This window comes from Ensifer adhaerens, from assembly GCF_028993555.1.
Taxonomy (GTDB): domain Bacteria; phylum Pseudomonadota; class Alphaproteobacteria; order Rhizobiales; family Rhizobiaceae; genus Ensifer; species Ensifer adhaerens_I.
On the sequence record NZ_CP118610.1, the window covers coordinates 2,034,980 to 2,061,653 of the forward strand.

The following is a 26,674-nucleotide window of genomic DNA, read 5'->3' on the forward strand; positions in this document are numbered from 1 at the left end:
AGGCCAAGAACCGTACCGACGATGACGCACACCCTGCCCGATCTCGCCCACATCCGCGCGCTCGAAGAGGCGCTCCACCGCCCCGCGGTGCGCCGCTCGCGTGCAGCACTTGAGGACCTGCTTGCCGAAGGCTTTGTCGAGTTCGGCGCCTCCGGCAGTGTCTATCACCGCGCCGAAATCATCGACCTCCTCGTTGAGGAGAACGGCGAGGACACCGCCGAACTTCGCACCGGCGACTACCGGCTTACGCCCATCTCGCCCGATGCCGTGTTGCTCACCTACCGAACGCACCGCATCGAGGCCGACGGGTCGCAGCGCCATGCGCTCAGAAGCTCGATCTGGAAATGGGACGGCTCGAAATGGCAGATGCTGTTTCATCAGGGTACGATCACGAAACCTTTCGCCTACGACTGACGCCACCGCCCCATTGGCGGCAACACGATGTGCGCGCGTCTCGGCCCTGATCGGACAATTGCTGCCCGAGGTGCCGGGTTGTGTCGGGTTCTCAGGCAGCCGATCGTCCTTGAGACAGACCAAGCGATGGAGGACATGATGACGATTACGATCACCGCCTTTGAACGCTCGCCCGATCGCGGCCGGGGGCTGGCGCGGGACATGCGCGTTCGCTGGGCGCTTGAGGAGGTCGGCGAGCCATACGACGTCTGCCTCGTCTCGTTCAAGGAAATGAAAGAGCCCGCCCATCTGGCGATCCAGCCCTTCGGGCAGATCCCGACCTATGAGGACGGCGATCTCGCCCTGTTCGAATCCGGCGCGATCGTGTTCCACATCGCCGAAGAGCACCAGGGCCTGTTGCCGGATGGCAGAAATGCCCGGGCGCGGGCCCTTGCCTGGATGTTTGCAGCCCTCAACACGGTGGAGCCGCCGATCTTCGATCGCAGCCTCGCCACGATCCTGGAACGAGACCAGCCCTGGTACGCACACCGCCTGCGCGCCCTTGAAGACGTCATCCGCATGCGGCTCGCCAGCCTCTCCAAGCACCTTGGCGATGCCGACTGGCTCGATGGACCTTTTAGCGCCGGCGACCTCCTGATGGTGACGGTGCTGCGCCGGCTGCATGGGTCCGGGATTCTCGAGGAGTATCCGAACCTCGCCGCCTACGTCGCCCGCGGCGAAGCACGCCCCGCCTACAAGCGCGCCTTCGAAGCCCAACTCGCCGTCGCTGCCGCCGCCTCGGCAGGCTGACAGATTGTCCGCCGCAAGAAGGTCCCGGCGCGCCCGGGCTTCGCTCTGGAGCGCTCGTCGTGGAGGGATCGTGGCTCGCCCGCTATCAACGCCTCCCAAGCGTCTCGCCCGACGCGATGTTCTAAGCTCGCTCGAACATCGACTGCCTCGGGTCGAGCGGCATCAGCATCTCGGTGCGGAAATGGCAAGCGTTCGGCCCGTCACACGAACCGCCGCACCAGCGCAAGCGTCAGCATCAACGCCGAGACGGAAACGACGAGGCTCGTCAGCAGATAGGCGACGGAAGCGGTCGGCTGCCCGCGCTCCCACAGCGACACCACATCGAGAGAGAAGGTCGAGAACGTGGTGAAGCCGCCGATGATGCCGGTCGCCAGGAACAGCCGGACATCATGGGCCGAGGGGTCAAGTGCTGCAAACAGCCCGGCGATCAGCCCCATCAGGGCCGAGCCGATCACGTTGATCGCAAGCGTGCCATAGGGAAAGCCGGCCCCCAGCATCCGCACGGCGAGAAGCCCAACGCCGTGGCGAAGCACGCCACCGATACCGGAACCAAGAAAAACAAGAAGAAACCGCATTCAGGCCTCCTGCGCGCCCGCCAGGGGCGATCGTCAGCAGGCGTCATCAGCATCAGTGCGGTTGTAGGGGAAACGCCATTCCCGTGCATGGATATATAGGCCGAAACCGCTCGCCGATCAACGTCTGGGCCGCGAGACCGACGCGATCGGCCGCCCGCCCGCTTGCGAATGCAGCGGCGGACGTGTCCGGCAAAGGCCGGGCAACGCCAATTCCGGCCATTCGATTTCCGGGTTATAGTCGCCTGACAAAGCCCGTTCCAGTCGTCTTCCCCGACCTTTGAGGAGCAACCGGCATGACCCGCGATCAGATGCTCGCCCACCTTCGCGCCGCCGACGAAGTCGCGCGCGAGGCAGCCCAGCATGGCCATCATCCGTTCGGCGCGGTCCTGGTCGGCCCCGACGATCGCATCCTGATGCGCCAGGGCAACCTCGACACCGTGCGCCACGCCGAGACCGAACTTGCTCGGCGCGCCGCGGCCGCCTATCCGGCTAAATTCCTGTGGTCCTGCACGCTGGTTTCGACCGGCGAGCCCTGCGCCATGTGCACCGGCACGCTCTACTGGGCCAATATCGGCCGTCTGGTCTATGGCTACGAGGAGGAGAAACTCCTTGCCGAAACCGGCGACCACCCCGAAAACCCGACCATGAACCTCGCGTCACGCACCGTCCTTGCCTCCGGCCAGAAGCCGATCGAGGTCGTTGGCCCCTTCCCCGAGATCGAGGACGAACTGCTCTCCCCCCACCGCAGCTTCTGGAAACGCTGACGCGGCTCACCCGACAGCGGAAAGTGCGGCCATATCCGCAAACACCGGAGCGACCCCGCTGGCATTTTCAAGAACGGCCGCACCGGTATCCGCCTTACTGCACGTTTCCTTTGATCGTAATCGATTAATGGACAAAAACATGCAGAAATTCAAAGTGCTAGAGCGCTGCGAGTCTGACAAGACACGCAGCGCTGCAGGGCGTCAGTTCATGTACCTGGCCAGATAGGACAGCACCTTCTCGGGGTGGCGGCCAAACCAGTTGTAGCCGTCCTCGAAGCGCTTGGTCGTACCCTCGATCCAGTAGAGTTCCTTGTCATTGCTCGCCAGCGCGTCGAAGGTGCTCTCGGCGTCACTCGGATTGTTGATGACGGCATCGTCGAGCACCTGCCACATGAAGACCGGCAGCTTGACGTTCGGAGCCCACAATCTGCCCGACATGTCAGCGGCAGCAAATCCGCCGAGCTTCAGAATCTCCAGGTCGATCAGTTCCTGGTACTGAGCAATGCCCTGATAGCCCGAGAGTTTGGTGAAGACCGACGTCATGTTCGGGACGAGCGGGCTCAGCAGGCACTTGACGTTCTCGAACAGCTCGGGGTGCTTGGTGATCGCCGCATATTGCGAAACGCCGCCCAGGCACTGGCTGAACAGGGCAACGTCCATTTTGCCCAGGCGCGGATGGGCGTCGACGAATTTCTTCACGCCGACGCAGTCACGCCATTCCCACTGGCCGACGCCGCAGACGCCGCCATTGGCAGCCCCGCTCTGCCCGTGATTGCGGAAGTCGTAGGTCAGCACGTTGTAGCCGGCGTCGGTCAGATGCTTGTACTGGATGACGAAGTCGATCTCGACCGGCTCGATGAAGTTGCCCCACGGCGCGCCCATGTGGCCGGGATAGCCGGCGCGGCACATGGGAAGGGCGTGGTTGAAGATGACAAGCTTGTTGCTCTCGCCGCCCTTGGCCGGAATGTACCAGGCTTCAAGCGGCGTGCCGTCGTCCGACGGGATCGACAGGTCGTGCCAGCCTTCCATGCCGTATGTGTCGGGGTTCTTGAAGATGAAGCTGCGCGGCATCTTGACCATGCCGGCGAGCGCCTTGACCTTGGCGTGATCGTCCGCGGAGATGGTCTTTTCCTGCTCCAGGGCCTTCTGCATTCTTTCCTTTGAAATTCCGGTCATGACGAGGCTCCTTTGCCTGTTCGAAGATGCCGCAACCCGAGACCATGCGCTTTATGCCAGACAGGATCTCGGTGGGTATGGGCTACATTTTACGTGGGCGAATGGGTCGAATAAACCGTCTGGACATGACATCAGTGTTAAGTGATAACTGACAATATGCCGCTAGATCCGTCTCTGCTTCCCGCCATGGCGTGGTTCGTGCACGTCGCCCGCCGCCGCAGCTTCACCAAGGCCGCCTTGGAAATGGAGGTGACGCGTGCAACCGTGTCGCAGCACCTGAAATCCCTTGAGCGGCACCTGAACGTGCGGCTCTTGAACCGCACGACGCGCGACATGTCGTTGACCGAGGAAGGCCAGCGTCTGTTCGACGTGCTGCAGCCCGCACTCGCCGCGATCGAGGGCGCGGTCACGGACCTCGGAGAGGCCGGCACGGAACCGTCGGGCACAATCCGCCTGTCCGTCTCACGCGTCGCGGCGCGCTCGTTGATCGAGCCGCATATGGCAGCGTTCCTGGCGCGCTACCCGAAGCTGCGGCTGGAGCTGGTGACTGACGACGGCTTCTCCAACATCGTGGCTGAAGGGCTCGACGCCGGCATCCGCTTGGGTGAGAGCCTGGACGAGCACATGATTGCGGTGCCCATCACGCCACCGCTGGAGATGGCGATCGTCGGTGCGCCGCAGTATTTCGAACGCCATGGCGTCCCCGAGACTCCTCTGGAGCTGAAACACCACAACTGCCTGTCCTATCGCTTCACCTCAAGCGGCACCATCGACCGCTGGACGTTCCTTACGCCCGGCGAGGAAGCACGCACCGTGGTCTTTGAGCCCCAGGGTAATGCCGTCTTCAACGACGACGGCAGCATGTTGCAGGCGGCACTCGAGGGCCTCGGTCTGGTGCAGCACCTTGACCTCTGCGTTCGTCAGCATTTGCAGGACGGCACGCTGATGCGTGTCCTTCTCCCGTGGGCTCATCCCCGTCCCGCTTTCTATCTCTACGTGCCGTCGCGTGCCCAGATGCCCGCCAAGACCCGTGCGCTCGTCGACTTTCTTGTCGAACAGCGCAAAACGCTCGCACGGCAAACCGCGCCATAGCGCTTGACGATGGTTCCATGCGCTTGAGCTGCAATCAGCTTGGGTCGCGCCCTTGGGCACCGGACGACCGATGAGATCGCGGCCAGCCCCGGCCAAATCTGGGAGCTGTGAAGGGGAGCGAACGGGTACTGCGACGTTCCTTCTCCCCGCCATGCGGGGAGAAGGTGCCGGCAGGCGGATGAGGGGCGGACTTCATCTGCCTCACGCCTCCTTCTCCCGCGACAGTCCCAGGTGCCAGTGCAGTTCCTTCAGCCCACGCTTCAACCAGAGAAGTTGCGGCTCGGGCATGGTGCGCAGCATCTCGTAGTCCATGATGCAGACGTTGAAGACGGTGGTTTTCACCTGCGGTCCGTCCTGCAGCTTCAGGAGCACGCCTTCGAGCTCCATCATCCGGTTGGCGGCCCGTCGGGCGCTGCGGGCGCGCTCGGCGCTGGTCTCGCCGGCAAAGCCCTTGACGCTGAAGAGCGACTGCGCCCGGACACTCGGAAAGGGAATGCCGGTGAGGCTGTAGTAGCGCGCCATTTGCCGGGCGTACTCGTCGCCGGCCTCGCGCTCATGCGCCGTCAGCTTGCCGTCGAGGAACATGCGGCCGAGCGTGTAGCCGGCAAAGGGGCTCGCCACATCGACGTCGCGCTTGCCGGAAAAATGCATGCGCTTGCGCGCATCGAGCGCCACCGAACGCACCTCCCGTTCGGTTTCGCCGTGCTTGATCTGCCCACCGGGATAGCGCGCCACATTGGCCTTGCGCGGCCGGCCGGCCCGGCTGGCGCGCTTGATGCGGATGCGTTCTGCCTTGGATGTCATCGTACCGTTTCCTCGTTTCATTCATACGTCATCGCTCTGCCGGAACCGCGGGCTCCGGCTGCGCGCAGGCAAAAAAATCACACAAAAAATCAGAAGCTTGCCGTCACCTGCTGGCACCGCGCCTGTTCACCGCATGCAGCACCGACGTGTGGTCGCGGTGGAAGATGCGGCCGAGCGCCGGCAGCGACAGATCCTTGCGCTCCTCGTAGACGGCGGCCATGCAGCGGTGGCGCGGTTCGACCAGGCGGCGCTCGCGGCCAACGCCGATGATCTCCTCCCAGCTGATGCCGGGATAGGCACCGAGCACGTCCTCGATGATCTCGCGCACCGGCCGTCGGCTGAAAAGATCGCCGCCCGCTGCATCCGCCGCGCCGCAGATCACCCGCGCCTGCGATAAAAGCCGCGCCTCCGCATCGGCGAGCGCCAGTTCCAGCTCCGCGATCCGCCGCGTCTGCGTGCGCACCTGAACCGCAACCATGCCCGCCAGATCCTCCAGCGTCGCGGCGGGCGCCGTCTCGCCGTCAGCCACGGCCTGCCCGAAAGAACCATCGGCCCGGGCGTGACCTGACGCCACCACGTTCTGCTCCGCCCCATTGCCTGCCGTCATCCGCGTCGCCATAACCTCTGCACTGCCGTCCCTGCGCGCCTCTCCACCACGTCGCCGGTGGCCACTCCCCGTATCGTCACCGCCAGCCCCGGGCACGGTCCTCGCCCGCGCGCCAACGCCGCTTGTCCCGGCGCCTGCTGGCGTCTGTCCCGTCGTGCGTTCCGTTGCCTCAGGCTGCATGGTGGATCACCCGCGGTGCAAGCGCGCCTGTGGTCTCGGCGGCCGCCTTGGCAGCTGCGTGTGTCTGGCGAAACGCTTCGAGCCTTGCGCGAACGCGGGCGCGGCTGGCGTCCGAACGGGCGCCATCGCAGGGTTTCAGAGCGGCGATCGTCTCGCGCTTGCGGGCAAGCTCGGCCCGCATGCCCAGCGCCTCCGCCTTTGCCAGTGCTGCCAGCACCGGCGGTTTCGGGATCGTGCCCAGAAGCACGTTGGCGTTGGCCGCATAGTCACCGCGGATCAGCTTCTGCGTCGCCGCCGCCAGGCCGCAGCCCGGCACGCCGGACAGCGCATAGTGGTAGACGGTGAGGATCTTCTTCGGCTCGATCCCCTGCGGCATCGTCATGCCGGCCGTCTGCATCGCATCGAGGCTGCGCAGCACCGCCGCCTCGTTTGCCGGCGCCAGCCGTTCAGTGAGCGCGGTAATCTCCCGGCTCAAGGTCGAAAGCCGGGCCTGCGCCGGCAAGGTCATCATTTCCAAAAGGGTCATTGTTTCGGTTTCCTTTGATTTCGTTCTCAATCGCTTGTCTGCATTCCCGCTGGTGGCGGGCAAAGGCGGTCTCGTGCGGCGGCGCCTGCTGGCGGTGCCCGCGTCGCTGTGTTCTGGCGTCACCGGCCCGGCTCCCCGCCCTCGGTCGGCCGGCAGTGCTGGATCCACCCGCCCTCTTCGGCGGGCCGGCATTGCGCATCCAGTTCCGCCAGGTGGCCGCCCAGTCGAGCTTGGTGGCGTTGCGGCCGGATTTGGCGGTCCAGTAGTCGCGAAACTTGTCGAATTCGACTGTCGCCTCGGCCGGCCCGAAGCCGAGCCCGGCGGCAAACGCCCAATCCGGCTCGAAGGCCGCGGGCAGCCGGCTGGCCCTGCGGCCGTGCCCCGACCGCGCCGCATCGTCCGCCCCCAGCTGGAGATCGAACTGAGAGCCGCCCCCGGCCGGAGTCGTGTCGGGAGAGTTAGTTTCTTTAGGGGGTGCGGGGGAGCTTTCTTTATCAGAGAGGACACCCACCGCTGTCGCCGTGACATCGCGTGACGTCACGCGCGCCCGGTGACGCTGCTGTCGTTCGCGATCGCCTGCCCGGCGCCGCTCGAGCTCCGACTGCTGCCCGGCTTCGGCGGCCCGCACGGCGCACAGGATCATCTCCGGCGACGCACCGGATTGAACCAGAGCCTCGACGATCGCGGTGATGCGCATGGCCGCTACTCCCCGTCCGGCCGGGATGCGGCAAAGGCCTTGCCGGCCACCGCCGCAAAAACGCCGCCGCCGATGCGCACCGAAGGCGGCCGAACACCCGCGCCCTTGCTTTCCAGGGATCGTCCATCCCGCTCTCTAGAGCGACGTGCGTAAAACGGTACGCACAAAGGGCGCTCCAGCACTTTGATTCCGGAGCATCTTTCCGCCGCCAGTGTTTCCACTTGAGAGCGGGATACCCCAGACTTTCCTGTCAGACTGTCCTGCGCCATGCCTTTTTCCCATGCCTTCGCCTTTGGCCGCCCCGTCTGGCACGGCCATCCCATCGCGCACATCGCGCGCCAATTCCGGTTGTCTCCCCACCGTGCCGGCAAGCCGCCTCCGGGATCGGCCCCGAATGGGCGGACCGGTCGGGCCCTTCGGTCCCTCGCGCCGTGCATCCGGAAGGAAGGCACGCAGGGACGACGGATGCCACGTCGGGCTGGCGAGCCGGCAAAGCACCCGCAAGGGGCGCAGCCGCCTGCTCCCGGCGCCCGGACCGCGCACGCCGCCAGCCGCAACCATTGCCGGTTCGGCAGACGAGGCATGCGCCAGTGACGGCTTGCCGGCGCCGAATTGAAGCTTGAGGAGGACACTGCGCGCGGCTTCCCGTCCGCATCCCGCTCGAGCCAATTTCGATGGCGCTCGTGATGCTGGGTCGAACCGACCCAAACATCGTCATCGAAGGGCGAGAGGCTCCGGGGAGGAAACGGAACCTCTCGCCGGCTGCAAGCCTCCGAAATCGTCGCCGATCGGGAAAACAGGCAGCCGTTCTTAAAAATGCTCGCCGCACTCGCTGCGGCGACCGATCCGTGGGCCATGACAAAGCCGCGCGCCCGTCAAGGCGCTGGCAAAGCCAGCTTCATCGGAAACATCGGGTGATTTGCACCGCTCATTTCCGTTGACATCCTATTCATAGTAGGATTTCCTACCCTCATCAAGAGGAAATTTCCTATTGGACGTAAGAAACGGAATCTGGGATGCCAGTGCCATGGACGAGTTGCGCCGCCTTATCCGGGAAGCAGTCGACGCGAAAAGGACGACCTACAAGGATCTGTCGATCGCGATCGCGAAGAACCATGCCTATATCCAGCAGTTCGTCGAGCGCGAGACGCCGCGCGAACTGCGTGAGCGCGACGCCCGCACGATCGTCGACCTGATCCAGGGCGCACCCGCCGCCGGCGAAGCGCCGCTCAGGCGCGCGCCCGGCTTTGCGCCGCAGATCGTGCCGGGCGAACAGCTCGTCGGCCATCGCGACCTGCCGATCTTCGCCGCAGCGCAAGGCGGCGACGGCCACGTCATCGTCACCTTCGATGCGGTCGAATATGTCAAGCGCCCGTCGGTGCTCGAGGGCGTCAAGGGCGCCTACGGCATCTATCTCACCGGCAGTTCGATGATCCCGGCCTATGAGCCCGGCGACATGGCGCTCGTCCATCCGCATCTGCCGCCGGCGCGTGACAAGGACGTGGTGCTCTATCACGTGCCGCCCGCCAACGATGCCGAAGCGATCATCAAGCGGCTGGTCTCCTTCAACGACCGCGAATGGACGCTGCGGCAGTACAACCCTTTCCTCGAATTCACCGAGAGCCGGGTCGAGTGGTCCTTCTGCCACCGGGTCGTCGGCAAATACAGCGCCCGCTAAGGCCCGCAAGGACAAAGCGGAAATATCCCCGTATATTCAATAGTCTATACCGCTTCCCTGATTCAATTCGTGCAGCGCCGCCTGGCTGGTTACGCGCTCAACCGTCGAGCGATGGGCGCCGGCTTGCCGCGGCGATCGCCCCGGCAAGGTCCAGGACTTATGGCCTTGCCGCTGATGCCTTGAATTTGCTGCCGCTTTCGGCGGCATGGCGGACTTGGCCGAACCTGCCACAGGCCCGACCCGGTCGCCAACGACTCCTGGCAGACATGACGCGTAGCAGCCCGACTTCGCTCTGGGACAACTGGTTACCGACCGGCGCGGCTGTGCTATCGTGTCATCAACCGGACTCTGCAAGCGAGCCTACTGCATGTTTCCTTTAATCGTAGCCGATTGAAGCACAAAAACATGCAGCAATTCAAAGTGCTACAGCGACCTTTGCGCGTCTGACAAGACGCGCGGCGCTGTAGGTGACCAACAGGGACACTACCGCGTGGTTGAGAGGTCCGTTCAGCGCCGTCTGGCTGCCATCCTTGCCGCCGATGTAGTCGGTTACAGTCGCCTCATGGGCGTGGACGAGGACGGCACCTTGACGGCCGTGCAGAACCTCCGCGCCGAAGTGATCGAAACCAGGATCGCCGAGCATCAGGGTCGGCTGTTCAAGTCGATGGGGGATGGCTTCCTTGCGGAGTTCCCCAGCGTGGTGAAGGCGGTGGCCTGCGCAGTTGCGTTACAGAAGGATATGGCAGCACGGAGCGCAGAGCTGTCAGGGGACCGAGCCATCCAGCTGCGCATTGGCGTCAACCTGGGGGATGTGATTGCTGAGGATGGCGATGTTTTCGGGGAAGGCGTGAACGTCGCTGTGCGGATCGAGGGACTTGCCCCGGCGGGCGGCATTACGGTCACCGGCATGGTTCATGACAACATAGGAAGTCGCCTTGATCTCTCGTTTGAAGACATGGGTGAGCAGCAACTCAAGAACATCGCCCAGCCGGTCCGGGTCTATAGCCTGGGCGCTCCCTCAGGAACATCGGTGCGAGCAACAGCGGTCGAACGAATCAAACCGTCCATAGCAGTACTGCCATTTACCAACATGAGTGGTGATCCCGGGCAGGAGTACATTTCCGATGGGATCACCGAGGATCTCATTACAGAACTCGCCCGCTTTCGCGGCCTGTCCGTCGTCGCTCGCCACGCATCGTTTCATTTTGCCAACAAGGGAAAAAGTCCTATCGAAGTAGCGCGCGAACTGGGCGTTGCCTATGTCGTTGAGGGTAGTCTGCGCAAACTGGGCGACCGAATTCGCATCACAGCCCAGTTGGTCGATGCCACGACCGGCACGCACGTCTGGGCCGACCGCTACGATCGCGATGCGCAGGATATCTTCGCTGTCCAGGACCTTGTCGTTGCCGCAATCGTAACAATGCTGGAGGGCCGTATGGCCGCTGCAGAAGCAGCAAAGGCCCGCGCAAAACCAACGACCAGCTGGTCTGCATATGACTGCCTGTTACAAGGCCGCAATCTATGTGACCATCAGCGTGATGCCGAAGCCGTACCACTGCTTGAGCGGGCAATTGCCATCGATCCGCATTTTGCACTTGCGCATGCCTGGCTGGCGATAGCTCTTACCATCAGCAATATCATTGTGCTCCATGACGATCAGATGGCCAAGGCTGAGAGCGCTTCGAAACAAGCGCTGGAGCTAGATGCCAACGACGCCACGTCTCACTGGGCAAGAGCGCTCTACTACCTTTGGACAGGCGACCATGACCATTCACGCGTCCATTTTGACAGGGCGCTGACACTCAATCCGGCCGATATACAGATCAAGGGCGACTACGCGAACTGGCAGCGTGCCAGTGGCAGGCCGGCCAATGCGTTGGCCACAATCGATGCCGCCATAGGCTTGGGTCCCTTCGTGCCCGATTGGTTTGCAGCGGTTCGCGGCCTGACGCTCTTTGACCTTGCTCGGTATGCTGAGGCAGTCGAAGCGCTCGAGAGTGCCCCTGTACAACGCTCCTGCGGCCTCTTGTACCTGGCCGCCGCGCGCGCGCAACTGGGCGACTTGACGGGTGCAAGTGAGGTGATCGCCAAGGTGAAGCTGATGAAACCGGATTTATCGCTTCGGAATGTGATCCAGGTACTGCACTACGCACTCCCTGAAGCTCAGCAACACTTGATTGATGCCCTGCGGAAGGCGGGGCTGCCGGAGCAGTATGTGCGCCCCTTGCGAGCAGTTTGAGTTAACTTCTGCCTGTGGCCCCTTGCTTCTTTTAGCTGCGCTACAAACATCGGTCGCTTTTGGTGCATGGCGGACGCCGGCAAGTCGTCCGCCCGGCTGATTTATGGGTTCACGGCCTAGCAAGGCAAGCGCCCGCCGCCCATGCCGCCGCCAGTCGTTCCGTCCGTTGCGTCCCGCATGTCGACACTCAGGCCGCCATCTCCTCCTCGATCTCCATCGGCAGATCGCCCGCCATGAAGAGCACCGTGGCATCCTCGAACTCTCCCGTCGCAAGATCGCCCGCGCGGCTGAAGGCCACGACGCCCACCTTGGTCGCTGCCAGCCTTTCGGCCAGCCGCACCGCATGTTCGGCCCCGGTCGCCTGCACCGGATTGTCGGCAAGCAGCGCCCCGCGGCTTCCCAGCGTGAAGCTCTGAACGACGAAGTAGGTGATCATCCCATGCTCCTTTTCCGCCACCTGGAATGGCGGCCCCAAGGTGGCGCAATCAATCGAACAAAACAAGAACAAATAATCGCCTATCGACAACTCAAAGCGGAGCCGCGAAGAAAATTCCTGCCGACGGCGCCTTTCCTATTGACGGATAAATAGGAAATTTCCTATAATTCAACCTCAACAAAACCGGAGGGACCGATGGCACCCGAAAGGCGCCAGCGCGCACCTCGAACAGGCCGAGGTGAACGATGCCCGACGTGCTGATCGCGGATGCTGTTGCGGGCCCTGCCCCGTTCCTTCACGGACGTGAGGTCATTCTCGCCGTCATGACGCTCGGCACCGGCTATTTCTGCGAGGAGACCGATACGGTCGGCACCACCTACAGGACCGCTGCCGACTGGCTTCGGGTCCATGATGGCGAGCATGTCGCAAGGTTGATCCGCTTCGATCTCGACGCCCTTCACGGCGAGGACGTGACCGAGGCAGTCGCCGACGCCTGGCTCGAAGGCTACGACCAGGGCCCGGAAGAGGAACACAAGCTTCCGGCCTTTGTCCGCACCTCCGACGCCTGGGAGCGTTGGTGCGCGGACTTCGACGCGGACCGCGCGCCCTATAGCCAGGCCGTCCACGGCACCCTCAACCACCGCCAGCAGTTCGGTGCCGATCTCAGATGACCGTGACGCTCGACAAATCCGCCCTCTTTGCCGCCATGGAAGCCTTCTGGGAATCCGAAGGCGGCAATGAGCGCGGTGTGGAGGCAGCGATTGCGGCCTATCTGCAGCGCCAGGACCTCACCGCTTTCAACGACATGGCCACGCGCAAGCGCGCCGCATTGGCCACGGCAACCGCCCGGTTCGGGACATCCGCCCGCGGACGTGACGACGATGCAAAGTGCCCAATTTTGGCAATCTTTATTAATTTGCAAAAATGCTAATAAAATGAGCGGGGAGCATCAAGAGGAGAGATTCGATGCCGCGCCTTGCTCATCTCTATTTCAAGACCGCAATCATTTTCCTGATCATCGGCCTCGTTATCGGCCTGCACATGGCAATCAGCCAGGATCATGCCGCGACGCCCGCGCATGCCCACACAAACCTGCTCGGCTGGGTCACGATGGCGATCTTCGGCATCTATTATGCGCTCAACCCCGCCAAGGCCGAGCGCCGGCTCGCCATGATCCAGTATTACGTCTACACCTCCGGCGTCGCCGTGCTGGTGCCGTCGCTCTATCTGATGGTCACCGGCAGGCCGGAGATCGAGCCCATCGTCGCCGCAGCCTCGATCGTCGCCTTCGTCGGCGTTCTGCTGTTTGCGGTCGTGATCTTTTCGAGCAGCGAAACGGCCGCTCAACCAAACGCATTGCGGCCGCGCTAGCGCCGGTCGAAGCGCCAGGCGCCGACCGCGCCACCACGGAACACGAACACAGGAAAGGCAGAAGTGCCTTTCCTCGTCCGCGTCGGTGCGCCCGCTACTTCGATGTCGACTTCAGCACTCGGTGCGTCGCGTTGTCGAGTGCGTGGCCGGTCTCGACACTATCCTGTCGAAAGCCGCGCGCCGTGTTGCCACAGGCCGAAAGGGCAAGAAGCGCCAGGCAGAGCACCATGAGCATCGCCTTTGCATCATCGTCTCCGTCCGTTTCTCCTCTCGGAAATGCGACCGATCGCGGCAAAGTCAATCGGCCGCTCTCAAAACCGGATACCGCCAAAGACGGTTGCCGCGGCGCTTGCCCACCGCCCGCTCCTTCTCGGGAATTATTTTAGCAAGCGTACCGGAATCGCCGAATCAGCCCTTCCCCCGGCAGCCGGATGCGCGTTAGCTTCCGTACCGCGCAGTACGTTCTTTCTGGACTGCGCTTCCCCGCACCCCGAGCCATTTTGGGTGCCTGCTTGCCCCGCCCTCGTGCGGGGCTCTTTCTTTCTCCGCCGCCTTTCTCCGCCGCGTGCAGCGACGCGTCAGTCGACCTTGAATACGGCGTCGCCGACAAAGACGATCACATATTGCCCGCCTTCGTCCGCGTGCGCCCAGCGCTGCAGCGTCTCGGCATAGGGCGTCTGCCTCCAGATCTCCGGAAAGTCCGGATCGACGAGAACGGTAATCTGGGGGCCTTGCCGATAGATCATCATGCGCGAGCGCGCCGGATCCCAGGCATCGTCCAGCCCCTCGTCCGTGCGCCAGAGACAGAGGAAGTCGCGACAGAGCTGCGGCCGCTGCGCATAGATCCGGCACCCCTCACCGGCAATGCAATGCCGGCACCAGTCGTTCGCCGCTTTTGCCAAGGCGTCGATATCCGGCAGCCGGCAGCAAAGGGTGCAGGTGCCGCAGGCGCGCTCGCGAAGCGGTGTGGATGTCGAAGGGGCCGGAATGATCATCGGCGGAGCCTATATCACATCGCCCTTCCTCGAGGGAACGCATCGGCAGCACGCACACATCTCCGCCTGTCGCCGAGCCAGGCGCGGGCATCATGCGGCGACATCACGTGGAAAAGCGTTTGCGCACAGCGTATTGCCTGTGCTCGACATGCAATGCTGCGACGCCCGACACACCGGATCGATGGCACGCCGCAACGTCGTGACCGGTGTTTTTCATCCGGACCGTCCTATATCATGCCTGAAGAATCCATATCGGAATTGGAATGAAAGACATTGCCTATCCCTTCAGGGATCACTCCGAGGCCGAGATGATCTCTGACCGAAACCTCTTCGATCGCCTCATCACCTGGTACGAATCCGCCAGGGCCGAGCGTCGCGAACGGACGAAGAGCCGCGAGGTTGATTTGCGCTGCGTCAGCCCGCAGGGGCAAACGTCGCTCTACCCTGATGATCTCCCCCTGGTTTTCCTCACCCGCAACAATGTCAACCTGATGCCAGGCTTTCTGGCGCATTACCGGTCGCTGGGCGTTACCCGCTTCATCTGCGTGGATGATGCCTCGACCGATGGAACGCGGGAATATCTGCTCGGCCAGCCCGATGTCGACCTGTGGGCGTCTGCGCTGCGCTACGGGGAAGCCCGGCGCGGCAGCCTCTGGCGCGAGGCGCTGTTTGCGCGTTATGGCGGCGACCGCTGGTACGTGAACGTCGATTCCGACGAGTTCCTGATTTACGACGATTGCGAGAGCCGCACGCTTTGGTCGGTGATCCATGCGCTCGAGGATCTGAAGATTTCACGGCTGCCCGCACCGAAGCTGGACATGTATCCGGTCAATCTGCGCACGGTAGACGTCGATCGGCTGAATACCCGCGCCCCCTGGGAGGTCGCCGATCATTTCGACAGTCGCGGCTATTTACTGGCAACGGACGCCCGCGCCATCACCGTCAAGGGCGGCGCGCGCCACCGCGAGTTCGAATCCGATCTGGAACTGATCAAATATCCGCTGATCTTCTGGGACGAGGACTGTCGCTTCGGCGCCAGCATCCATCAGCCGCTGCCCTATCAACGCAACTTCGCTTCGGTGCTCGGCGCCCTCCTGCATTTCAAGTTCTTCGCCGACTATGAGGAACTCATCGAGGACGCCGTCGCCGACAGGCAGCATGTTCGTGGCTCGGCTGCCTCAGCCAGGGTGACGGAAGCGCTCACCGGCACCGGTGCGCTGCAGCTCTTTTCCTATTCCTCGGTGAAATTCGGCGGTTCGAAGCAATTGCTGCGGCTCGGCTTCATCACCCCCATTCCCAAGGGCGCCGCTGGCGGCAAGCGCTAGCCTCGGGGCCACTCGCCCGCGCCAGTCGGCCCGCGCCGCAACAAAGCGCGCGCGCTCCGGCAGGATGACCCCATCACCGTGCCGCTTCCGGCCATATCTCCAGGCCAACGATGAGCGGCATGCCCGGTTACCGCGCGGCCGATGGACCGTTTTTCAACCGACCCGCGAGCTTGGCCGTTGATAATTCGACCGACCGCTCCATTTACACCTCAGAGGCACTTAACCTGAGGAGAAGCCTGCATGAATCGAAACACAGTCATCGGCATCCTGGTTGTGATCGTGCTCATCGTCCTGGGCGTCGTGTACCTGAAACCGGGGGCCAAGCAGGCCGCCGAGACGGCACCGGCGACGACGACAACGACGCAGCCCGCAACGACCGAGCAGCCAGCAACGACGCAGCAGCCGGCAACGACTGACCAGTCGACGACGCAGCCCGCGACCACTCAGCCGTCGACGAGCGAACCGGCAACGACGCAGCCGTCAACGCAACCGGCAACGACCCAGCCGTCGACGACCCCGTAACGGCGACGAAACGCGACCACCCCTGCCGCACCGGCGGCCAGCGGGTGGTCGCATGAAACAGGGGGCAATCAGGCAGCCCCCGGAACAAGCACGTGTTTTCTTTCGGTTCGCTGATGATATGAATCCGGCAACCGCAAAGGAGCCCTGAATGCGCGTCGCGTTGCTATGCTTGCTGCTTCTGACGTCCTGTATCCCGCACATCCCCGAAGAGGTTCTCGACGCCAACTGGTGCAGGGACATGGCGGCGGCAAAGGCCAAGGCCACCGGTACCGGGCGAGCGAACCTTGCCGCAGCGATGATAAGACACGACTGCGCCGCCAAGTTCGCCGCCGAACAGCGATCCGCAGCCGCCCCGACGGATCAGGGTGATCCCCCTTCCAGACGACCCAAATCGTGAAGCCGATCGAGGGAAAGGAAGAGGCCCGCTGACGCGGGCCTCAGTTGTGTCTCGTAACCGGATAGCCGACCGGCATTTGCCAGAGCGATATGTCGGCGATCGCAGGCTTCCTCATGCCCTCCTCCACGCCGATATCGCGGAGCATGCGATCGGACAGATGGCTGACATGGTCGAGCGTCCGGCGACGCCTCCAGGCAGCAAGAAGGAAGGCACCGACGATCCGCCGGAAGCCGAACGTTTGAAACAGGTCGTCCATGATCGCTGGCAGGGTGCCGGCGGAGGTAAGTCGCAATTCGCGCATGATTGATCCCGCCGCCGCGAGCGGCCGGGTCCTCTAGATTATGGATGCGCGCGGACACGGAAACGCGTTCCGGGAGCCGGTCACATCAAGTCAAAATGGAAAATACGAAAAGGCGGAACTCGGGTCGCGTTTACGCGCCGAAGTAATTCACAGAATTGTGACCCACTCGTCGTGACGAGCAAGCCATTCCACCAGAGGTGAGCATCTGAACAAGATTATGATTCATCGTATGCCTCCTCTAGTTTGAGCTCCGATTTGATGAAATTTACACGAGTTTACTTCTGCGGCAAGAGGACAATCGCAAACTGTCCGAATGACGAAGTGCCTGTTGCACGGGAGCAACAGGTGATGGTTGCGGAACAGAAACCAGGGACCACCACTGCGACCCGCCGGCGCACGGCCTGGCAAGCCGGAATCAGACGCATGTTTTCGGGACCACGTGAACATGTTTGCCGACGCGGCTGAAGCGAAAGACGAAAACATCAAGCTGTTGGTAGATTTCAAAAGACTGTCGACAAGCGGCTTCCGCACGGCGAGCACGCTACTCCACACGCCGGAAGCGCGGATTGCCGCCGCCGCGCCTGCCGGACTGCGGATAGTCCCGAGCTCAAGCGAGTCGCGGTGGCTTCGTCGATGAAGTGCTCAACCCGGCTTTCGGAATGCGTGACTGCGCGACGAAGCTTCGGCGCACGTTCGACTGCCGCCTGCCCCGCAAAATCAGAATGCTCGTCCACCGCGTTCACGGTTCGGCGCCACAAGGCATAAACCTGAGGAAGTTGAATTCAATCAGCGTTTTAGGAGAAGTTTTGGTGGGTGATCACGGGCTCGAACCGTGGACCCGCTGATTAAGAGTCAGCTGCTCTACCAACTGAGCTAATCACCCATCCGCGACCGCTTCGGAGTGTCCCGTCGCTGTCGTGAGGGGGCGTATAAAGGCGTTCGGTTGGGTTGTCCAGCGCCTTTGTGAAAATCTTTTGAAAAATCTCATCGGGCCAAGGCAAACCCTGTGGAGAACGCCCGCATCCCTCCATGGATGCAGGAAACAAGGGAGGCGCGACGAAAACGTGTGTGACAGCGGCCGGTTTGATCCGGGTGGCCGCGTCATCGGCGTGCGCTGATCGCGCGGCCCGGGGAAAGCAAACGCAATCAAATCGAGGCCAGATGGAAACGCTGTGAGTTTATGATCGTGTAATGCAAATATCCTCTTGAGTGTCATCGGGTCGTGCGTTAAAGCGACGCCATGGATGGGTGATTAGCTCAGTTGGTAGAGCAGCTGACTCTTAATCAGCGGGTCCACGGTTCGAGCCCGTGATCACCCACCAAACTTCTCCTAAGACGCTGATTAAGCTGAATTTTCCAAAAACGTTATCTCCGCCTCACACGTAGAGTTCGCCGGCGGCGATCTTCACCGCGTGGCCGCCGATGCGGGCATTGCTGATCTCTCCGCCCGAGATATCCAGATGCAGGTGAATGAAGGACGGCCGCCCCATCTCCACCCCCTGCTCGACGAGCACCGGGTGATGGCCGTCGACGAACTGGTCAAAAAAATGGATGGCGCCGGAGAGAGCGGCCACGGCCGAGCCGGTCGCCGGGTCCTCGAGGCTGCCGGCACCGGGACCGAACTTGCGGGCGTGGAAGCGCGCCGTGTGGTTCACGCCGCCGCGGCAATAGACATAGGCCGAGGCCAGCCGTCCCTCGGCCATCGGCGTCAGCTGCTCCCAACGCAGCGAATCGAACTCGATCGAAGAAACCGCAGCAACATCGTGCACCGGCACCATGACGAAGGGCGCGCCGGCACTCCAGAACGAAGGCACGTGGTTCTCGAAGCCGATCTGCGATTGTTTCAGGCTCAATGCGTCGGCGATCGCCTGCCGGTCGAAGCGCGCATCGAGCCGTACCGATTTGCGCGGCAGGTCGAACTCGGCAAAGCTTGCAGCCCCCGACTTGAGGCGGACGGCACAGCGCACCGGGCCCACCTTTTCCTCCAGCACCTGCACCACGTCGATCCCCTCTTCGATCGCGCCTTGCTGCGCCTCGGCGATGGCGATCGCCGCGCCGACGGTCGGATGTCCGGCAAAGGGCAACTCCTGGGCGGGGGTGAAGATCCGGAGCTTTGCCGTATGGGCCGCACCGCCCGGCCTGCGGATGAACACCGTCTCCGACAGGTTGAACTCCTGCGCGATCGCCTGCATCGCCTCGTCGTCCAGCCAATCGGCGCCGAAGACCACAGCCAGTGGATTGCCTTCGAGTTGCCTGTCGGTAAAGACGTCGTAGATCGCGTAGCTCAGCGCCATTCATGTCCCCTTGCGAATAGACCTCGAAACTTTGCAGTGTCGGGACGCATGCGGCAAGGCTTAAAAGCACCGGTACACAGCTCGGCACGGATCACGTTTTCTTTAGCTGTTGGGCGCCGTACCCGGGCGGTGTCATATGTTCGCAATCAAATGCCCGCTATTGCGGCACTGCGAAGGAACGGCGCGGGGCGCCAGCGTTGGGAGAAGCAAGATGGTGATGCTGATCTGCCTGCACGGAAGCAGCGGCAGGCCGGCGGACTGGGGCAGCTTCCCCGAGGAAGTGGCGCCGACCATCAGGAGCCACCGGCTGCAAGGCGGCATCCCGTCGAACGACGGCCATACCTTCTTCACGAAATTGCCGGATGGGACGATAGACCCGGCGGAGATCGCCACTCGCGCCGATGCGCTTGCGGCACATATCGCAACATTCGAACCCGGCGCGGCGCCGCTCCTGATGGGCTATTCGAGTGGCGCCACCATCGCCGCTGCCATTCTGCTGCGGCATCCTTCCGCCAGCGCCGGCGCCGTCCTGCTTCGCCCTCAGCCGCCCTTTCCCGATGCTTCCTTTCCGCCCCTTGGCTGCCCGCCAGCGCTAATCCTTGCCGGAAGGCATGATGCCCGCCGCGTGCCGGGCGCGGCCGAAACGCTCGCCCGCCAGCTTCGCTCCGCCGGCAGCGACGTCGAAATGCACATGCTCGACACCGGACATGGCCTTGATCCGGCCGGGCAGGACCGTCAACTCGCCAAAGCCTGGCTGGCGCGCTTCGCCGCTCCGGCGAAGGACGGAAATTCCCAGGCATAAGCGTGCAAGTTCAAAGCGCTAGATCAGCCGGTTGACTCAAAATCAGAGCGATGTTTCTCGCCGAAACAGCCACTCGAGAATGGGCGGAATGAACGGCGGATAGTTGTGAGCCCGAGGGTCCGGGCCAAAGATCGCGATCGCCTCGTCGATTTCCGGTTCGGGATCACCAGCGATATGTGCCGCCACACGGGCAACGAGCGCGGCTGCCGTTTCAGGATGGCGGTAGACGCGCAGAACCGTCACGGCGCGGTCCATGTGCAGGAGGTGGTAGCCGGACTCGGCGACGGCAAGCGCCAGATCGATACCGGTTTCTTCCAGCGCCTCACGGCGGATGTTGCCGGCGACGTCGCAGCGGCCATCGACGATATCCTCGGGCTCCAGCGAGCCAGAAGGGCTGTAGACGCGGGCCGGATTGGCCGTGTGCGAACCCATGCGCACCAGGATCAACGCACCGTCGCAGGAAAGGATCGCCGGCATGGCAAAGAGATGGAAGGCGCCTTCGACCCGCGTCCTCCGCCACCAGAGAAAGGTCGAATAGGGCACCACATGCCCCTCGCCCCGGACCCGCCCGTCTTCGATCCTCAGCGCCCGCTGCAGCACCATGCGGCCGTCGAAGAGATGCGGGTTGGCTGCAATTTCCCGCTGCCAGTTCTCCTGCGCCCGTTCGACCTCTTCGAGGTGAAACGGATGCGCCGCGCCGTTGACGCGGATCTCGACGTCGTCGATCGGAATGATGACGCCTTCGGCCGGCCACAGCGCCGTATTGCTTTCAAGAGCGCCCATGGTCACACATCCAGCGTTATGGCGACGGGGCAATGGTCCGACGCTTTCGGCCGGTCCCAGCCGGTGCGCGGATAGCGCTCCACTTCAAGCCCCGGCGGAAAGATCGTGCGGAACGGCTGGCCGCCGCGGATGACCTCGGGCACCTGGGAATGGTTGCGCTTGGCAAGTGCCGGCGACAGCCAGATATAGTCGAGCTGGCAGAGATGCCGCTCCTGCGGCCCGCGGCTGTGAAACAGCGTCCAGCGGTCCATCACCGGGCGGCGCAGCATCGGGTTTTCAACAAAGCCGTCATGGCTGAAAACGTCGAGCGCACTTTCCTCCTCCTCATGCGGCACGAACTGGTAGCCGTTGCGCCGGTCGCCGAGGATGTTCACCTTCTCCTGGTAGTCGTTCATGTCGCCGCAGATCGCAAACATCTTGTCGGCCGTCTTCCCGCGGCCGAACCGGCTTTCGATGATGTGGCGCACGGCGCTGGCCTCGGCCACCCGCAGCGGCATCGTCGCCTGCCGGCCGTCGAGCCCCTCGCGCGCCGGCCCCATCGACTTGAAGTGCACCACATAGAGCGTCAGCGGCCGTCCGCCGATGCGAAGGTCGAGCTCCAGGCAATCGCGCTTGAAGATCCGGTCGGCCGGCCGGTTGGTCAGCGCTATTCTGTCGTTGAAAAGGTCGAGATCCTCATAGGTCAGCCCCGCATGGCTCTTCACGTCCAGGCACTCGATCGGCTGGCCGTCGCGGGTCTCCTCGCGCATCATCACCGCGACATCGATGCCACGCGAATCATTGCCCTCGATCAGGTATTTCTGCCGGTAGCCGTTGCCGACCATCCGGAAGAGGTAGTTGTATTCGAAGGCCTGCAGCGAGGCCATGTTGTCGGCTTCCTGCAGGCAGAGGATATCCGCATCGCAGTCGGCAATCGCCAGCGCCGACATCTGCCTGGTATCATCGGTATGCGCGATGGTGCGCGCCTCCTCCAGCCGCTGGTACTCCGCCTCGCTCTTGACGTCGAAGAGCCTGAGCACCCGGTCCTGTTTCAGCTGGTTGCGAAAGCCGGAGAAATCGAAGCGGCTCAAGAGGTTTTCGATATTGAAGGTAGCAAGGCGAAGCGACATTTATCAATTCCGTGGCATGAAATGCCGGGAGCTTAGAGCAATTTCAGGAAAAGTGCGAAGCGGTTTTCCGCTTCGAAATGCGGCACTACAAAGAGCAATTCCAGGAAAAGTGTGAAACGGTTTTCCGTCCGGAACTGCGCCCATTACAAAGCGTTAGATCGAGCGGCGAATGTCGCCCCAACACCGCACCCGCGTCTGCCGCCTCCAGATTGATCCATGTCATCCAGAACGCGAACCAATGTGCTCAAATGGCGTTGGCGAAGTGCCCCTGCGCTCATGGAGGATGGTTTGAAAACGGAAATCGAACTCAAGCTCGAGCTCTCTCCTGAAGATCTTGACCGTTTTGCCGCATCGGGCCTCCTCGGTGAGCCGGCACGCAGAGAGCAGCAGCGCTCCGTCTATTTCGATACCCGCGGCCGTGATCTCCACCAGTCGGGCTTCACGCTCCGCATCCGCACGGTCGGCGCGGCGCGGACCCAGACGATCAAGGTGACCGGCCCCGGCGCATCGGTCTTTGCCCGTCCGGAATGGGAGCAACCGCTCACCGCCGATGTGCCGGTCGTCGATCACACCACCCCGCTTGCCGCCACGTTCGACCTTGAGCCCGATGATCTGGAACCGCATTTCACCGTCGAGGTCGAACGCAGCACCTGGGAGGTGGACCAGGACGGCACGCGGATCGAAGTGGCGCTCGACCGCGGCATGGTCACCTCAGGCAATCGCCAGACCGCCGTCGGCGAGATCGAACTCGAGCTGAAGGACGGCGACCCGAAGGCGCTTTTCACCCTCGCCCGCCGTATCGAGGCGGTCGTTCCCATCCGCTTCGGCATTCTCTCCAAGGCCGAGCGCGGCTTCCACCTGATCGACGCCCTGCCGATCGTATTCAAGGCGGAGCCGGTCGTGCTCGGCCGCGAGATGCGGGTGACGAAGAGCTTCCGCGCCATCGCGCTCGCCTGTCTAAGGCACTACCGCCTGAACGAGGACGTGCTGCGTGAACGAAAGAACCCGGAGGCGCTGCACCAGGCCCGCGTCGCCCTTCGCCGCCTGCGCTCGGCCTTCTCGCTCTACAGGGGTATTCTTGGCGATGCGGAAAGCGAGCGCCTCAAGGCCGAGCTGAAATGGCTGGCCGGCGTCTTCGGCAAGGCCCGCGACGTTGACGTTCTCTTGACGCGCGAGCCCGAGCCGGAATTGCGAGGTCGCTTGAAGACCGCGCGCGCCGGCCGCTACGCCGAGGTTTTCGAGGCCCTCGACGGCGCACGCGGCCGCGCCCTCCTCTTCGATGTCAACGAGTGGCTTCACTGCGGCGACTATCAAGCGAACGAACCCACCGAGCTTCGCGACCAGTCGGCGGTCGATTTCGCCGAAGCCGTTCTCGACCGGGCGCGCCGCAAGCTCAAGAAGCACGGTCGCTCACTTGCCGAGGTGAGCGACGAAGAGCGGCATGAGGCCCGCAAGGACGCCAAGAAGCTGCGCTATGCCGCCGAGTTCTTTGCAGCCCTGTTTGACGACAAGCGGGGCGCGAGACGCCACAAGCGGTTCATCGATGCCATGACCGGGCTGCAGGACCGGCTCGGCACGCTCAACGACCTCGTATCCGGGCCGCATGTTCTGGAAGCGATCGGCCTTGAGGACCACCCGGACGCCGAAACGCTTGTCGTTCACGCCGACAAGGACAAACTGATCGACCAGGCGCAAAGCGCGCTCGACGACGTAACCGATACGAAGCGGTTCTGGCGCTGAGTGGCACCGCGCTTTCAGAAGAACGCGCAAGGGCGCTCGATAGCTTTGATTCCAGGCCAATTTCCAGAAAATACATGAAGCGGTATCCCTGGGATTGCGCGGCTTTAAAGCGTCAGACCGTCGCCCCGTGCCAGTTCAGCAAGAGGTGTGACGCGGTTTCAGCAACGGCTTCGCCGGTCCCGCCCCTATTTCGGAAACAGCAAGACGACCGCGGCGCGCACGCCAAAACCCTCGGGGCCGTTTTCCGGCGCGGTCGCCCAGTAGCGCGCGCCGAGCTGCAGGCTCACCGGCTGCTCGCCGAACTTGGTGAGCTTGGCGACGGTAAAGTTGATCGGCACGCTCCAGTCGTCGTGCTTCCAGTCATAGGTGCTTTCGGTGTTGAGCGTGAAAGTCCAGGCATCCGGCGTGGTGTAGGACAGGAACGGCTGCAGGAAGGTCGAGCTCACATCGTCGCGATCGTCGTTGCCGGCGACCGACCAGACGTGGTTGGCAAGCACGCCGTAAGTCCAGTGCCCCTCCTGTTTCAAAAGCACAGCCGTCGGGCCGAGCCCCCATTTCTCGCCGCCAAGCAGATCGTCCGTTGCCGTCGGCAACAGGAAAACCGGGCCAGCGCCCCAGATGAGGCCGCCTGCCGTCGGCTCTTTCGGCGAGAAGAAGAAGCTCTGCAGCGTATCGCCAAGACCGAACTGGTGGCCGCTGTCGCCGGCAATGTCGTTCTGGTTGACGACGGGCAGGATGGTTCGCGAAATCACGTTCCAGTCGTCGTTGAGCGAGATCGGGATGACCGGCTGGATGTTCAGCGTCACCTTGTTACCGTCACTAGGCCCAAAGCCGCGATCATAGTTGAACTGGAAGGGCACGCTGATCAGCGACGCCACCGGGTTCGACAGCTGCTTGGCAAGGTCGGCGTCCTGGGCATTTACGGACGAAGCGGGTGTAAGCGTTGCCGCCAGTCCGAACAAAGCTATGCGCGCATGCATCGGCTACCTCCAGTGCGAATCGGTAACTGCCCCTCTCTGGCATGGCCAACAGTAACACGGGCCTGCTGGTGCGAGGCCTGCCGCCCGATCGGACATGAAGCCCGGCGCGCAAGCGCTGCGGCCGCCACAGACCTGCCGAGGCAACCGGAGCGCCACATTGTCCTTGCCACGAAACGACTGAACGATTCTTCGCGCTTTCGCCCCAGCCTTGGAGGTCGCGCGATGAGTTCCACGCCCCGCCGACGGGCGATACTCCCCCAGGAAATGAAGCAGATCGAGATTACCTTCAACGACATCCTGCGCGAGCAGGCTCTGTCACGCCGCAGCGAAGCGGCCGAATGGATCGCCAAACGGCTTCTGGCGCTCTACGACAGCGGCGTGCATGACAACAGCACGCTGAAGGTCCTGGTCGACCCCGCGCATTGATTGTGTGCGGCTAGCCCCGTCTCGATGACGGGACCAGCCTGTTTGCCTTACGCCGCCGTGATCTTCGGTGGCTGCCAGGAACCGTCGATGATCCCCTGCTTGCCCCAGTAGGCGCGGATGTACAGCGAGAAATTGCCGTCCGGCGCTGGCAGCCAATTGCTCTCCTTGTCGCCGCCGGGATTCTTGGCGCCGGCATAGAGTGTCAGCGAGCCGTCGGCGTTGCGCTTCAGGGTCTTGTTCTTGGTGCCGAGCGAGTATCGCTTGAGTTCGTTCGGGTGGAAGAAGTGCTCTTCGGTATAGAGCGTCATCGACCAGAAGCCATCGACCGGCGGCTCCTGGCCCGCGGCAAAGGTGATGGAATAGGTTTTCGTGCCCTGGAGTTGCGCGCCCGTGGCGTCGTTGTCCGTATAGAAATACTGGGTCTCGTTCGGCTTGTTGTCGAACATGTTGGATTTCGATGTGCCGGTGCGGTTGAAGTAGTCGACGCCCCACCTGGCGTTGTTCAGCGACCGGTTCCAGCCGTTACCGGCCGGCACGCCGTTGTGCTCCCAGCGGTGGAAAAGCTGGATGACATCCTTTTCGGTCGCAACGGCTTCTTCGACGATCCGTTTCTTGAGTTCCGGGTCCTTGGCCGCCGCATCAATCAATTGCCGGAACTGGGCATACATCGCCTCTTCGCCCGGTTGCGGCGATACGGTGTCGAGAACCTCGGGAAACTGATCGAAGAATTTCTCGGGGATCACCCATTTCGTCTCGGCCTTGCCCTCCGACTTGGGGCCCTGAATATCCGGCGCCTCGCTCCAGTCCACCGTCTTCATCTTGCCGTCGAAATTGCTGAGCGGATAAAACACGACCTGGTCGATCTTTTCCTGGATCGCACTCTTGTCCTCCGCCGTGTCATCCTGGAAGACGCGCGGGATGCCATTGGCAAGCGACGTCGGCGACCGAAACACGCCGCTGATGCCGCTGGGGGTGTCGCCCTTCCAGTTCGGGCCGACCAGAAGGTAGAAGCCGGGCTTGCTGCCATAGGGCTTGCCGAGATCGGCGAACTGGTCGGTCCTTGCGTCATAGAGGGCGTAAACCCAGAAGCGGTCACCGAAATCCGGCACCTGCGCGACGACAGGCTCCTTGTCGAGATCGAAGAAGCCGAGGCCATAGACCACGTCCTGGTTCGGGCAGGCAATGAAGGTTTGGGCCGGGTCGATATAGTCACTCAGCATCGCCACTTCGCTGAGCGGCGCAGCAGGCAAAACGCCGTTGAGCTTGCCGGCGTGTGGTGCCTTGGTGATCGCCGTCCGGCGGTTGATCATGTTGACCATCGGCCAACCCCAGATATACGCCTGCCGCGCCACACTGACGGCATATCCCGGCTGCATCTTGACGTCACTCGAAGGGAGCGCGAGCTGCACCGCGGATCCCGCTGCCTCCTGCGCCAGCACGGGCACTGCGGAGGCAACCAGCGAGGCCACAGTCGTCGCGGCAGGAATTGTTGCGCCCGCTCCGATCGCCGCCAGCGAGGCTGCGCCGAGGCCGCCTTTCATCACGTCGCGACGGGAGATTTCCAAGAGCGTGTTGGATGTCGTTGTCATCGTCGATCCCTATGTGTCCATCGGTTGATGTGTAAGAGGGAGCGCCCGGAGAGGACGCTCCCG

Annotated in this window: 30 protein-coding genes, 2 tRNA genes and 1 riboswitch; of the genes, 16 read left to right on the forward strand and 16 right to left on the reverse strand. The window is 63.0% G+C overall.

Going from position 1 to position 26,674, the window contains the following annotated elements:
• Positions 1–21: 21 nt before the first annotated feature.
• The gene (locus PWG15_RS09935) at positions 22–414 is read left to right on the forward strand and encodes a nuclear transport factor 2 family protein (RefSeq protein ID WP_275024251.1); all 393 of its coding nucleotides are present in this window, start codon (positions 22–24) and stop codon (positions 412–414) included.
• Between the two features lie 138 nt (positions 415–552).
• Complete coding sequence (locus PWG15_RS09940; protein ID WP_275024252.1) at positions 553–1,203, forward strand: glutathione S-transferase family protein; 651 nt, start codon at positions 553–555, stop codon at positions 1,201–1,203.
• 200 nt (positions 1,204–1,403) lie between these two features.
• Here PWG15_RS09940 and crcB read toward each other — a convergent pair whose 3' ends face one another.
• On the reverse strand, positions 1,404–1,778 hold the full coding sequence (crcB, locus tag PWG15_RS09945) for a fluoride efflux transporter CrcB (protein WP_275024253.1): 375 nt from the start codon (positions 1,776–1,778) through the stop codon (positions 1,404–1,406).
• 30 nt (positions 1,779–1,808) lie between these two features.
• Positions 1,809–1,870: riboswitch (Fluoride riboswitch) on the reverse strand.
• 201 nt (positions 1,871–2,071) lie between these two features.
• Between crcB and PWG15_RS09950 the strand changes: the two genes are divergently transcribed.
• Positions 2,072–2,542 (forward strand): nucleoside deaminase, encoded by a 471-nt coding sequence (locus PWG15_RS09950; RefSeq protein WP_275024254.1) that lies wholly within the window; start codon positions 2,072–2,074, stop codon positions 2,540–2,542.
• A gap of 201 nt (positions 2,543–2,743) precedes the next feature.
• Here the strand turns inward: PWG15_RS09950 and PWG15_RS09955 are convergent, their stop codons facing one another.
• On the reverse strand, positions 2,744–3,718 hold the full coding sequence (locus PWG15_RS09955) for an alpha/beta hydrolase family protein (RefSeq protein ID WP_275024255.1): 975 nt from the start codon (positions 3,716–3,718) through the stop codon (positions 2,744–2,746).
• Between the two features lie 186 nt (positions 3,719–3,904).
• Here PWG15_RS09955 and PWG15_RS09960 point away from each other — a divergent pair, with 186 nt between their 5' ends.
• Complete coding sequence (locus PWG15_RS09960; RefSeq protein WP_275024256.1) at positions 3,905–4,810, forward strand: LysR family transcriptional regulator; 906 nt, start codon at positions 3,905–3,907, stop codon at positions 4,808–4,810.
• 201 nt (positions 4,811–5,011) lie between these two features.
• Here PWG15_RS09960 and PWG15_RS09965 read toward each other — a convergent pair whose 3' ends face one another.
• The 4 genes from PWG15_RS09965 to PWG15_RS09980 form a co-directional block, all read right to left on the reverse strand.
• Entirely contained in the window at positions 5,012–5,614 is a 603-nt protein-coding gene (locus tag PWG15_RS09965) for a hypothetical protein (protein ID WP_275024257.1), read from the reverse strand.
• A gap of 103 nt (positions 5,615–5,717) precedes the next feature.
• The gene (locus tag PWG15_RS09970) at positions 5,718–6,221 is read right to left on the reverse strand and encodes a helix-turn-helix domain-containing protein (RefSeq protein ID WP_275024258.1); all 504 of its coding nucleotides are present in this window, start codon (positions 6,219–6,221) and stop codon (positions 5,718–5,720) included.
• Between the two features lie 169 nt (positions 6,222–6,390).
• Entirely contained in the window at positions 6,391–6,927 is a 537-nt protein-coding gene (locus PWG15_RS09975; protein WP_275024259.1) for a hypothetical protein, read from the reverse strand.
• Entirely contained in the window at positions 6,848–7,624 is a 777-nt protein-coding gene (locus PWG15_RS09980; RefSeq protein ID WP_275024491.1) for a hypothetical protein, read from the reverse strand. The genes PWG15_RS09975 and PWG15_RS09980 overlap by 80 nt, the downstream gene beginning before the upstream one ends.
• A gap of 1,027 nt (positions 7,625–8,651) precedes the next feature.
• Here PWG15_RS09980 and PWG15_RS09985 point away from each other — a divergent pair.
• A complete protein-coding gene (locus tag PWG15_RS09985; RefSeq protein WP_275024260.1) occupies positions 8,652–9,302 on the forward strand; it encodes a S24 family peptidase in 651 nt (216 codons plus the stop codon).
• A 490-nt stretch (positions 9,303–9,792) separates the two neighbouring features.
• Positions 9,793–11,541 carry an adenylate/guanylate cyclase domain-containing protein gene (locus PWG15_RS09990; protein ID WP_275024261.1) on the forward strand — a complete coding sequence of 583 codons (1,749 nt, stop codon included), beginning with the start codon at positions 9,793–9,795 and terminating at the stop codon, positions 11,539–11,541.
• Positions 11,542–11,728: 187 nt separating this feature from the next.
• On the opposite strand, the gene PWG15_RS09995 is transcribed toward PWG15_RS09990, so the two are convergent.
• Positions 11,729–11,977 carry a hypothetical protein gene (locus PWG15_RS09995; protein WP_275024262.1) on the reverse strand — a complete coding sequence of 83 codons (249 nt, stop codon included), beginning with the start codon at positions 11,975–11,977 and terminating at the stop codon, positions 11,729–11,731.
• Positions 11,978–12,222: 245 nt separating this feature from the next.
• On the opposite strand from PWG15_RS09995, the gene PWG15_RS10000 reads away from it, so the two are divergent.
• From PWG15_RS10000 to PWG15_RS10010, 3 genes are read left to right on the forward strand one after another with little or no spacing between them, the layout of a single operon-like run.
• Positions 12,223–12,648 (forward strand): hypothetical protein, encoded by a 426-nt coding sequence (locus PWG15_RS10000; RefSeq protein ID WP_275024263.1) that lies wholly within the window; start codon positions 12,223–12,225, stop codon positions 12,646–12,648.
• Positions 12,645–12,908, forward strand: a complete 264-nt coding sequence (locus tag PWG15_RS10005; protein WP_275024264.1) for a hypothetical protein — start codon at positions 12,645–12,647, stop codon at positions 12,906–12,908. Before PWG15_RS10000 ends, PWG15_RS10005 begins: the two co-directional genes overlap by 4 nt.
• Positions 12,909–12,943: 35 nt before the next feature.
• Positions 12,944–13,348 (forward strand): heme-copper oxidase family protein, encoded by a 405-nt coding sequence (locus PWG15_RS10010; protein ID WP_275024265.1) that lies wholly within the window; start codon positions 12,944–12,946, stop codon positions 13,346–13,348.
• Between the two features lie 94 nt (positions 13,349–13,442).
• Here the strand turns inward: PWG15_RS10010 and PWG15_RS10015 are convergent, their stop codons facing one another.
• On the reverse strand, positions 13,443–13,583 hold the full coding sequence (locus PWG15_RS10015; protein ID WP_275024266.1) for an entericidin: 141 nt from the start codon (positions 13,581–13,583) through the stop codon (positions 13,443–13,445).
• 343 nt (positions 13,584–13,926) lie between these two features.
• Positions 13,927–14,343: a hypothetical protein gene (locus PWG15_RS10020; protein ID WP_275024267.1), complete on the reverse strand. Its 417-nt coding sequence runs from the start codon at positions 14,341–14,343 to the stop codon at positions 13,927–13,929.
• Positions 14,344–14,651: 308 nt separating this feature from the next.
• Here PWG15_RS10020 and PWG15_RS10025 point away from each other — a divergent pair, with 308 nt between their 5' ends.
• The 3 genes from PWG15_RS10025 to PWG15_RS10035 all read left to right on the forward strand — a co-directional run bounded on the left by PWG15_RS10025 (position 14,652) and on the right by PWG15_RS10035 (position 16,587).
• Positions 14,652–15,668: a glycosyltransferase family 2 protein gene (locus tag PWG15_RS10025; RefSeq protein WP_275024395.1), complete on the forward strand. Its 1,017-nt coding sequence runs from the start codon at positions 14,652–14,654 to the stop codon at positions 15,666–15,668.
• Between the two features lie 240 nt (positions 15,669–15,908).
• On the forward strand, positions 15,909–16,190 hold the full coding sequence (locus PWG15_RS10030) for a hypothetical protein (RefSeq protein ID WP_275024268.1): 282 nt from the start codon (positions 15,909–15,911) through the stop codon (positions 16,188–16,190).
• A 148-nt stretch (positions 16,191–16,338) separates the two neighbouring features.
• Positions 16,339–16,587 (forward strand): hypothetical protein, encoded by a 249-nt coding sequence (locus PWG15_RS10035; RefSeq protein ID WP_275024269.1) that lies wholly within the window; start codon positions 16,339–16,341, stop codon positions 16,585–16,587.
• 40 nt (positions 16,588–16,627) lie between these two features.
• Here the strand turns inward: PWG15_RS10035 and PWG15_RS10040 are convergent, their stop codons facing one another.
• Entirely contained in the window at positions 16,628–16,888 is a 261-nt protein-coding gene (locus tag PWG15_RS10040) for a DUF1127 domain-containing protein (RefSeq protein ID WP_275024270.1), read from the reverse strand.
• A gap of 807 nt (positions 16,889–17,695) precedes the next feature.
• Positions 17,696–17,771 (reverse strand) — tRNA-Lys (locus tag PWG15_RS10045).
• Positions 17,772–18,134: 363 nt separating this feature from the next.
• On the opposite strand from PWG15_RS10045, the gene PWG15_RS10050 reads away from it, so the two are divergent.
• Positions 18,135–18,210: transfer RNA gene (locus PWG15_RS10050), tRNA-Lys, on the forward strand.
• 54 nt (positions 18,211–18,264) lie between these two features.
• Here the strand turns inward: PWG15_RS10050 and PWG15_RS10055 are convergent.
• Positions 18,265–19,182, reverse strand: a complete 918-nt coding sequence (locus PWG15_RS10055) for a PhzF family protein (RefSeq protein WP_275024271.1) — start codon at positions 19,180–19,182, stop codon at positions 18,265–18,267.
• Positions 19,183–19,393: 211 nt separating this feature from the next.
• On the opposite strand from PWG15_RS10055, the gene PWG15_RS10060 reads away from it, so the two are divergent.
• Positions 19,394–19,984, forward strand: coding sequence for an alpha/beta hydrolase (locus PWG15_RS10060; protein WP_275024272.1), 591 nt, complete (start codon positions 19,394–19,396; stop codon positions 19,982–19,984).
• Positions 19,985–20,026: 42 nt separating this feature from the next.
• On the opposite strand, the gene PWG15_RS10065 is transcribed toward PWG15_RS10060, so the two are convergent.
• Positions 20,027–20,767, reverse strand: coding sequence for an NUDIX hydrolase (locus PWG15_RS10065; protein ID WP_275024273.1), 741 nt, complete (start codon positions 20,765–20,767; stop codon positions 20,027–20,029).
• A 2-nt stretch (positions 20,768–20,769) separates the two neighbouring features.
• On the reverse strand, positions 20,770–21,876 hold the full coding sequence (locus PWG15_RS10070) for an endonuclease/exonuclease/phosphatase family protein (RefSeq protein ID WP_275024274.1): 1,107 nt from the start codon (positions 21,874–21,876) through the stop codon (positions 20,770–20,772).
• A gap of 288 nt (positions 21,877–22,164) precedes the next feature.
• Here PWG15_RS10070 and PWG15_RS10075 point away from each other — a divergent pair, with 288 nt between their 5' ends.
• Complete coding sequence (locus PWG15_RS10075) at positions 22,165–23,616, forward strand: CYTH and CHAD domain-containing protein (protein WP_275024275.1); 1,452 nt, start codon at positions 22,165–22,167, stop codon at positions 23,614–23,616.
• Between the two features lie 185 nt (positions 23,617–23,801).
• On the opposite strand, the gene PWG15_RS10080 is transcribed toward PWG15_RS10075, so the two are convergent.
• The gene (locus PWG15_RS10080) at positions 23,802–24,596 is read right to left on the reverse strand and encodes a transporter (protein WP_275024276.1); all 795 of its coding nucleotides are present in this window, start codon (positions 24,594–24,596) and stop codon (positions 23,802–23,804) included.
• A 222-nt stretch (positions 24,597–24,818) separates the two neighbouring features.
• Between PWG15_RS10080 and PWG15_RS10085 the strand changes: the two genes are divergently transcribed.
• Positions 24,819–25,022, forward strand: coding sequence for a hypothetical protein (locus tag PWG15_RS10085; protein ID WP_275024277.1), 204 nt, complete (start codon positions 24,819–24,821; stop codon positions 25,020–25,022).
• A gap of 47 nt (positions 25,023–25,069) precedes the next feature.
• On the opposite strand, the gene PWG15_RS10090 is transcribed toward PWG15_RS10085, so the two are convergent.
• Positions 25,070–26,611: a DUF1254 domain-containing protein gene (locus tag PWG15_RS10090; protein WP_275024278.1), complete on the reverse strand. Its 1,542-nt coding sequence runs from the start codon at positions 26,609–26,611 to the stop codon at positions 25,070–25,072.
• Between the last annotated feature and the right edge of the window lie 63 nt (positions 26,612–26,674).

Coding starts and splice junctions, on each gene's coding strand:
- PWG15_RS09935 (WP_275024251.1), top strand. CDS start 22: ATGACGCACACCCTGCCCGATCTCGCCCACATCCGCGCGCTCGAAGAG.
- PWG15_RS09940 (WP_275024252.1), top strand. CDS start 553: ATGACGATTACGATCACCGCCTTTGAACGCTCGCCCGATCGCGGCCGG.
- crcB (WP_275024253.1), bottom strand. CDS start 1,778: ATGCGGTTTCTTCTTGTTTTTCTTGGTTCCGGTATCGGTGGCGTGCTT.
- PWG15_RS09950 (WP_275024254.1), top strand. CDS start 2,072: ATGACCCGCGATCAGATGCTCGCCCACCTTCGCGCCGCCGACGAAGTC.
- PWG15_RS09955 (WP_275024255.1), bottom strand. CDS start 3,718: ATGACCGGAATTTCAAAGGAAAGAATGCAGAAGGCCCTGGAGCAGGAA.
- PWG15_RS09960 (WP_275024256.1), top strand. CDS start 3,905: ATGGCGTGGTTCGTGCACGTCGCCCGCCGCCGCAGCTTCACCAAGGCC.
- PWG15_RS09965 (WP_275024257.1), bottom strand. CDS start 5,614: ATGACATCCAAGGCAGAACGCATCCGCATCAAGCGCGCCAGCCGGGCC.
- PWG15_RS09970 (WP_275024258.1), bottom strand. CDS start 6,221: ATGACGGCAGGCAATGGGGCGGAGCAGAACGTGGTGGCGTCAGGTCAC.
- PWG15_RS09975 (WP_275024259.1), bottom strand. CDS start 6,927: ATGACCCTTTTGGAAATGATGACCTTGCCGGCGCAGGCCCGGCTTTCG.
- PWG15_RS09980 (WP_275024491.1), bottom strand. CDS start 7,624: ATGCGCATCACCGCGATCGTCGAGGCTCTGGTTCAATCCGGTGCGTCG.
- PWG15_RS09985 (WP_275024260.1), top strand. CDS start 8,652: ATGGACGAGTTGCGCCGCCTTATCCGGGAAGCAGTCGACGCGAAAAGG.
- PWG15_RS09995 (WP_275024262.1), bottom strand. CDS start 11,977: ATGATCACCTACTTCGTCGTTCAGAGCTTCACGCTGGGAAGCCGCGGG.
- PWG15_RS10000 (WP_275024263.1), top strand. CDS start 12,223: ATGCCCGACGTGCTGATCGCGGATGCTGTTGCGGGCCCTGCCCCGTTC.
- PWG15_RS10005 (WP_275024264.1), top strand. CDS start 12,645: ATGACCGTGACGCTCGACAAATCCGCCCTCTTTGCCGCCATGGAAGCC.
- PWG15_RS10010 (WP_275024265.1), top strand. CDS start 12,944: ATGCCGCGCCTTGCTCATCTCTATTTCAAGACCGCAATCATTTTCCTG.
- PWG15_RS10015 (WP_275024266.1), bottom strand. CDS start 13,583: ATGCTCATGGTGCTCTGCCTGGCGCTTCTTGCCCTTTCGGCCTGTGGC.
- PWG15_RS10020 (WP_275024267.1), bottom strand. CDS start 14,343: ATGATCATTCCGGCCCCTTCGACATCCACACCGCTTCGCGAGCGCGCC.
- PWG15_RS10025 (WP_275024395.1), top strand. CDS start 14,652: ATGATCTCTGACCGAAACCTCTTCGATCGCCTCATCACCTGGTACGAA.
- PWG15_RS10030 (WP_275024268.1), top strand. CDS start 15,909: ATGAATCGAAACACAGTCATCGGCATCCTGGTTGTGATCGTGCTCATC.
- PWG15_RS10035 (WP_275024269.1), top strand. CDS start 16,339: ATGCGCGTCGCGTTGCTATGCTTGCTGCTTCTGACGTCCTGTATCCCG.
- PWG15_RS10040 (WP_275024270.1), bottom strand. CDS start 16,888: ATGCGCGAATTGCGACTTACCTCCGCCGGCACCCTGCCAGCGATCATG.
- PWG15_RS10055 (WP_275024271.1), bottom strand. CDS start 19,182: ATGGCGCTGAGCTACGCGATCTACGACGTCTTTACCGACAGGCAACTC.
- PWG15_RS10060 (WP_275024272.1), top strand. CDS start 19,394: ATGGTGATGCTGATCTGCCTGCACGGAAGCAGCGGCAGGCCGGCGGAC.
- PWG15_RS10065 (WP_275024273.1), bottom strand. CDS start 20,767: ATGGGCGCTCTTGAAAGCAATACGGCGCTGTGGCCGGCCGAAGGCGTC.
- PWG15_RS10070 (WP_275024274.1), bottom strand. CDS start 21,876: ATGTCGCTTCGCCTTGCTACCTTCAATATCGAAAACCTCTTGAGCCGC.
- PWG15_RS10080 (WP_275024276.1), bottom strand. CDS start 24,596: ATGCATGCGCGCATAGCTTTGTTCGGACTGGCGGCAACGCTTACACCC.
- PWG15_RS10085 (WP_275024277.1), top strand. CDS start 24,819: ATGAGTTCCACGCCCCGCCGACGGGCGATACTCCCCCAGGAAATGAAG.
- PWG15_RS10090 (WP_275024278.1), bottom strand. CDS start 26,611: ATGACAACGACATCCAACACGCTCTTGGAAATCTCCCGTCGCGACGTG.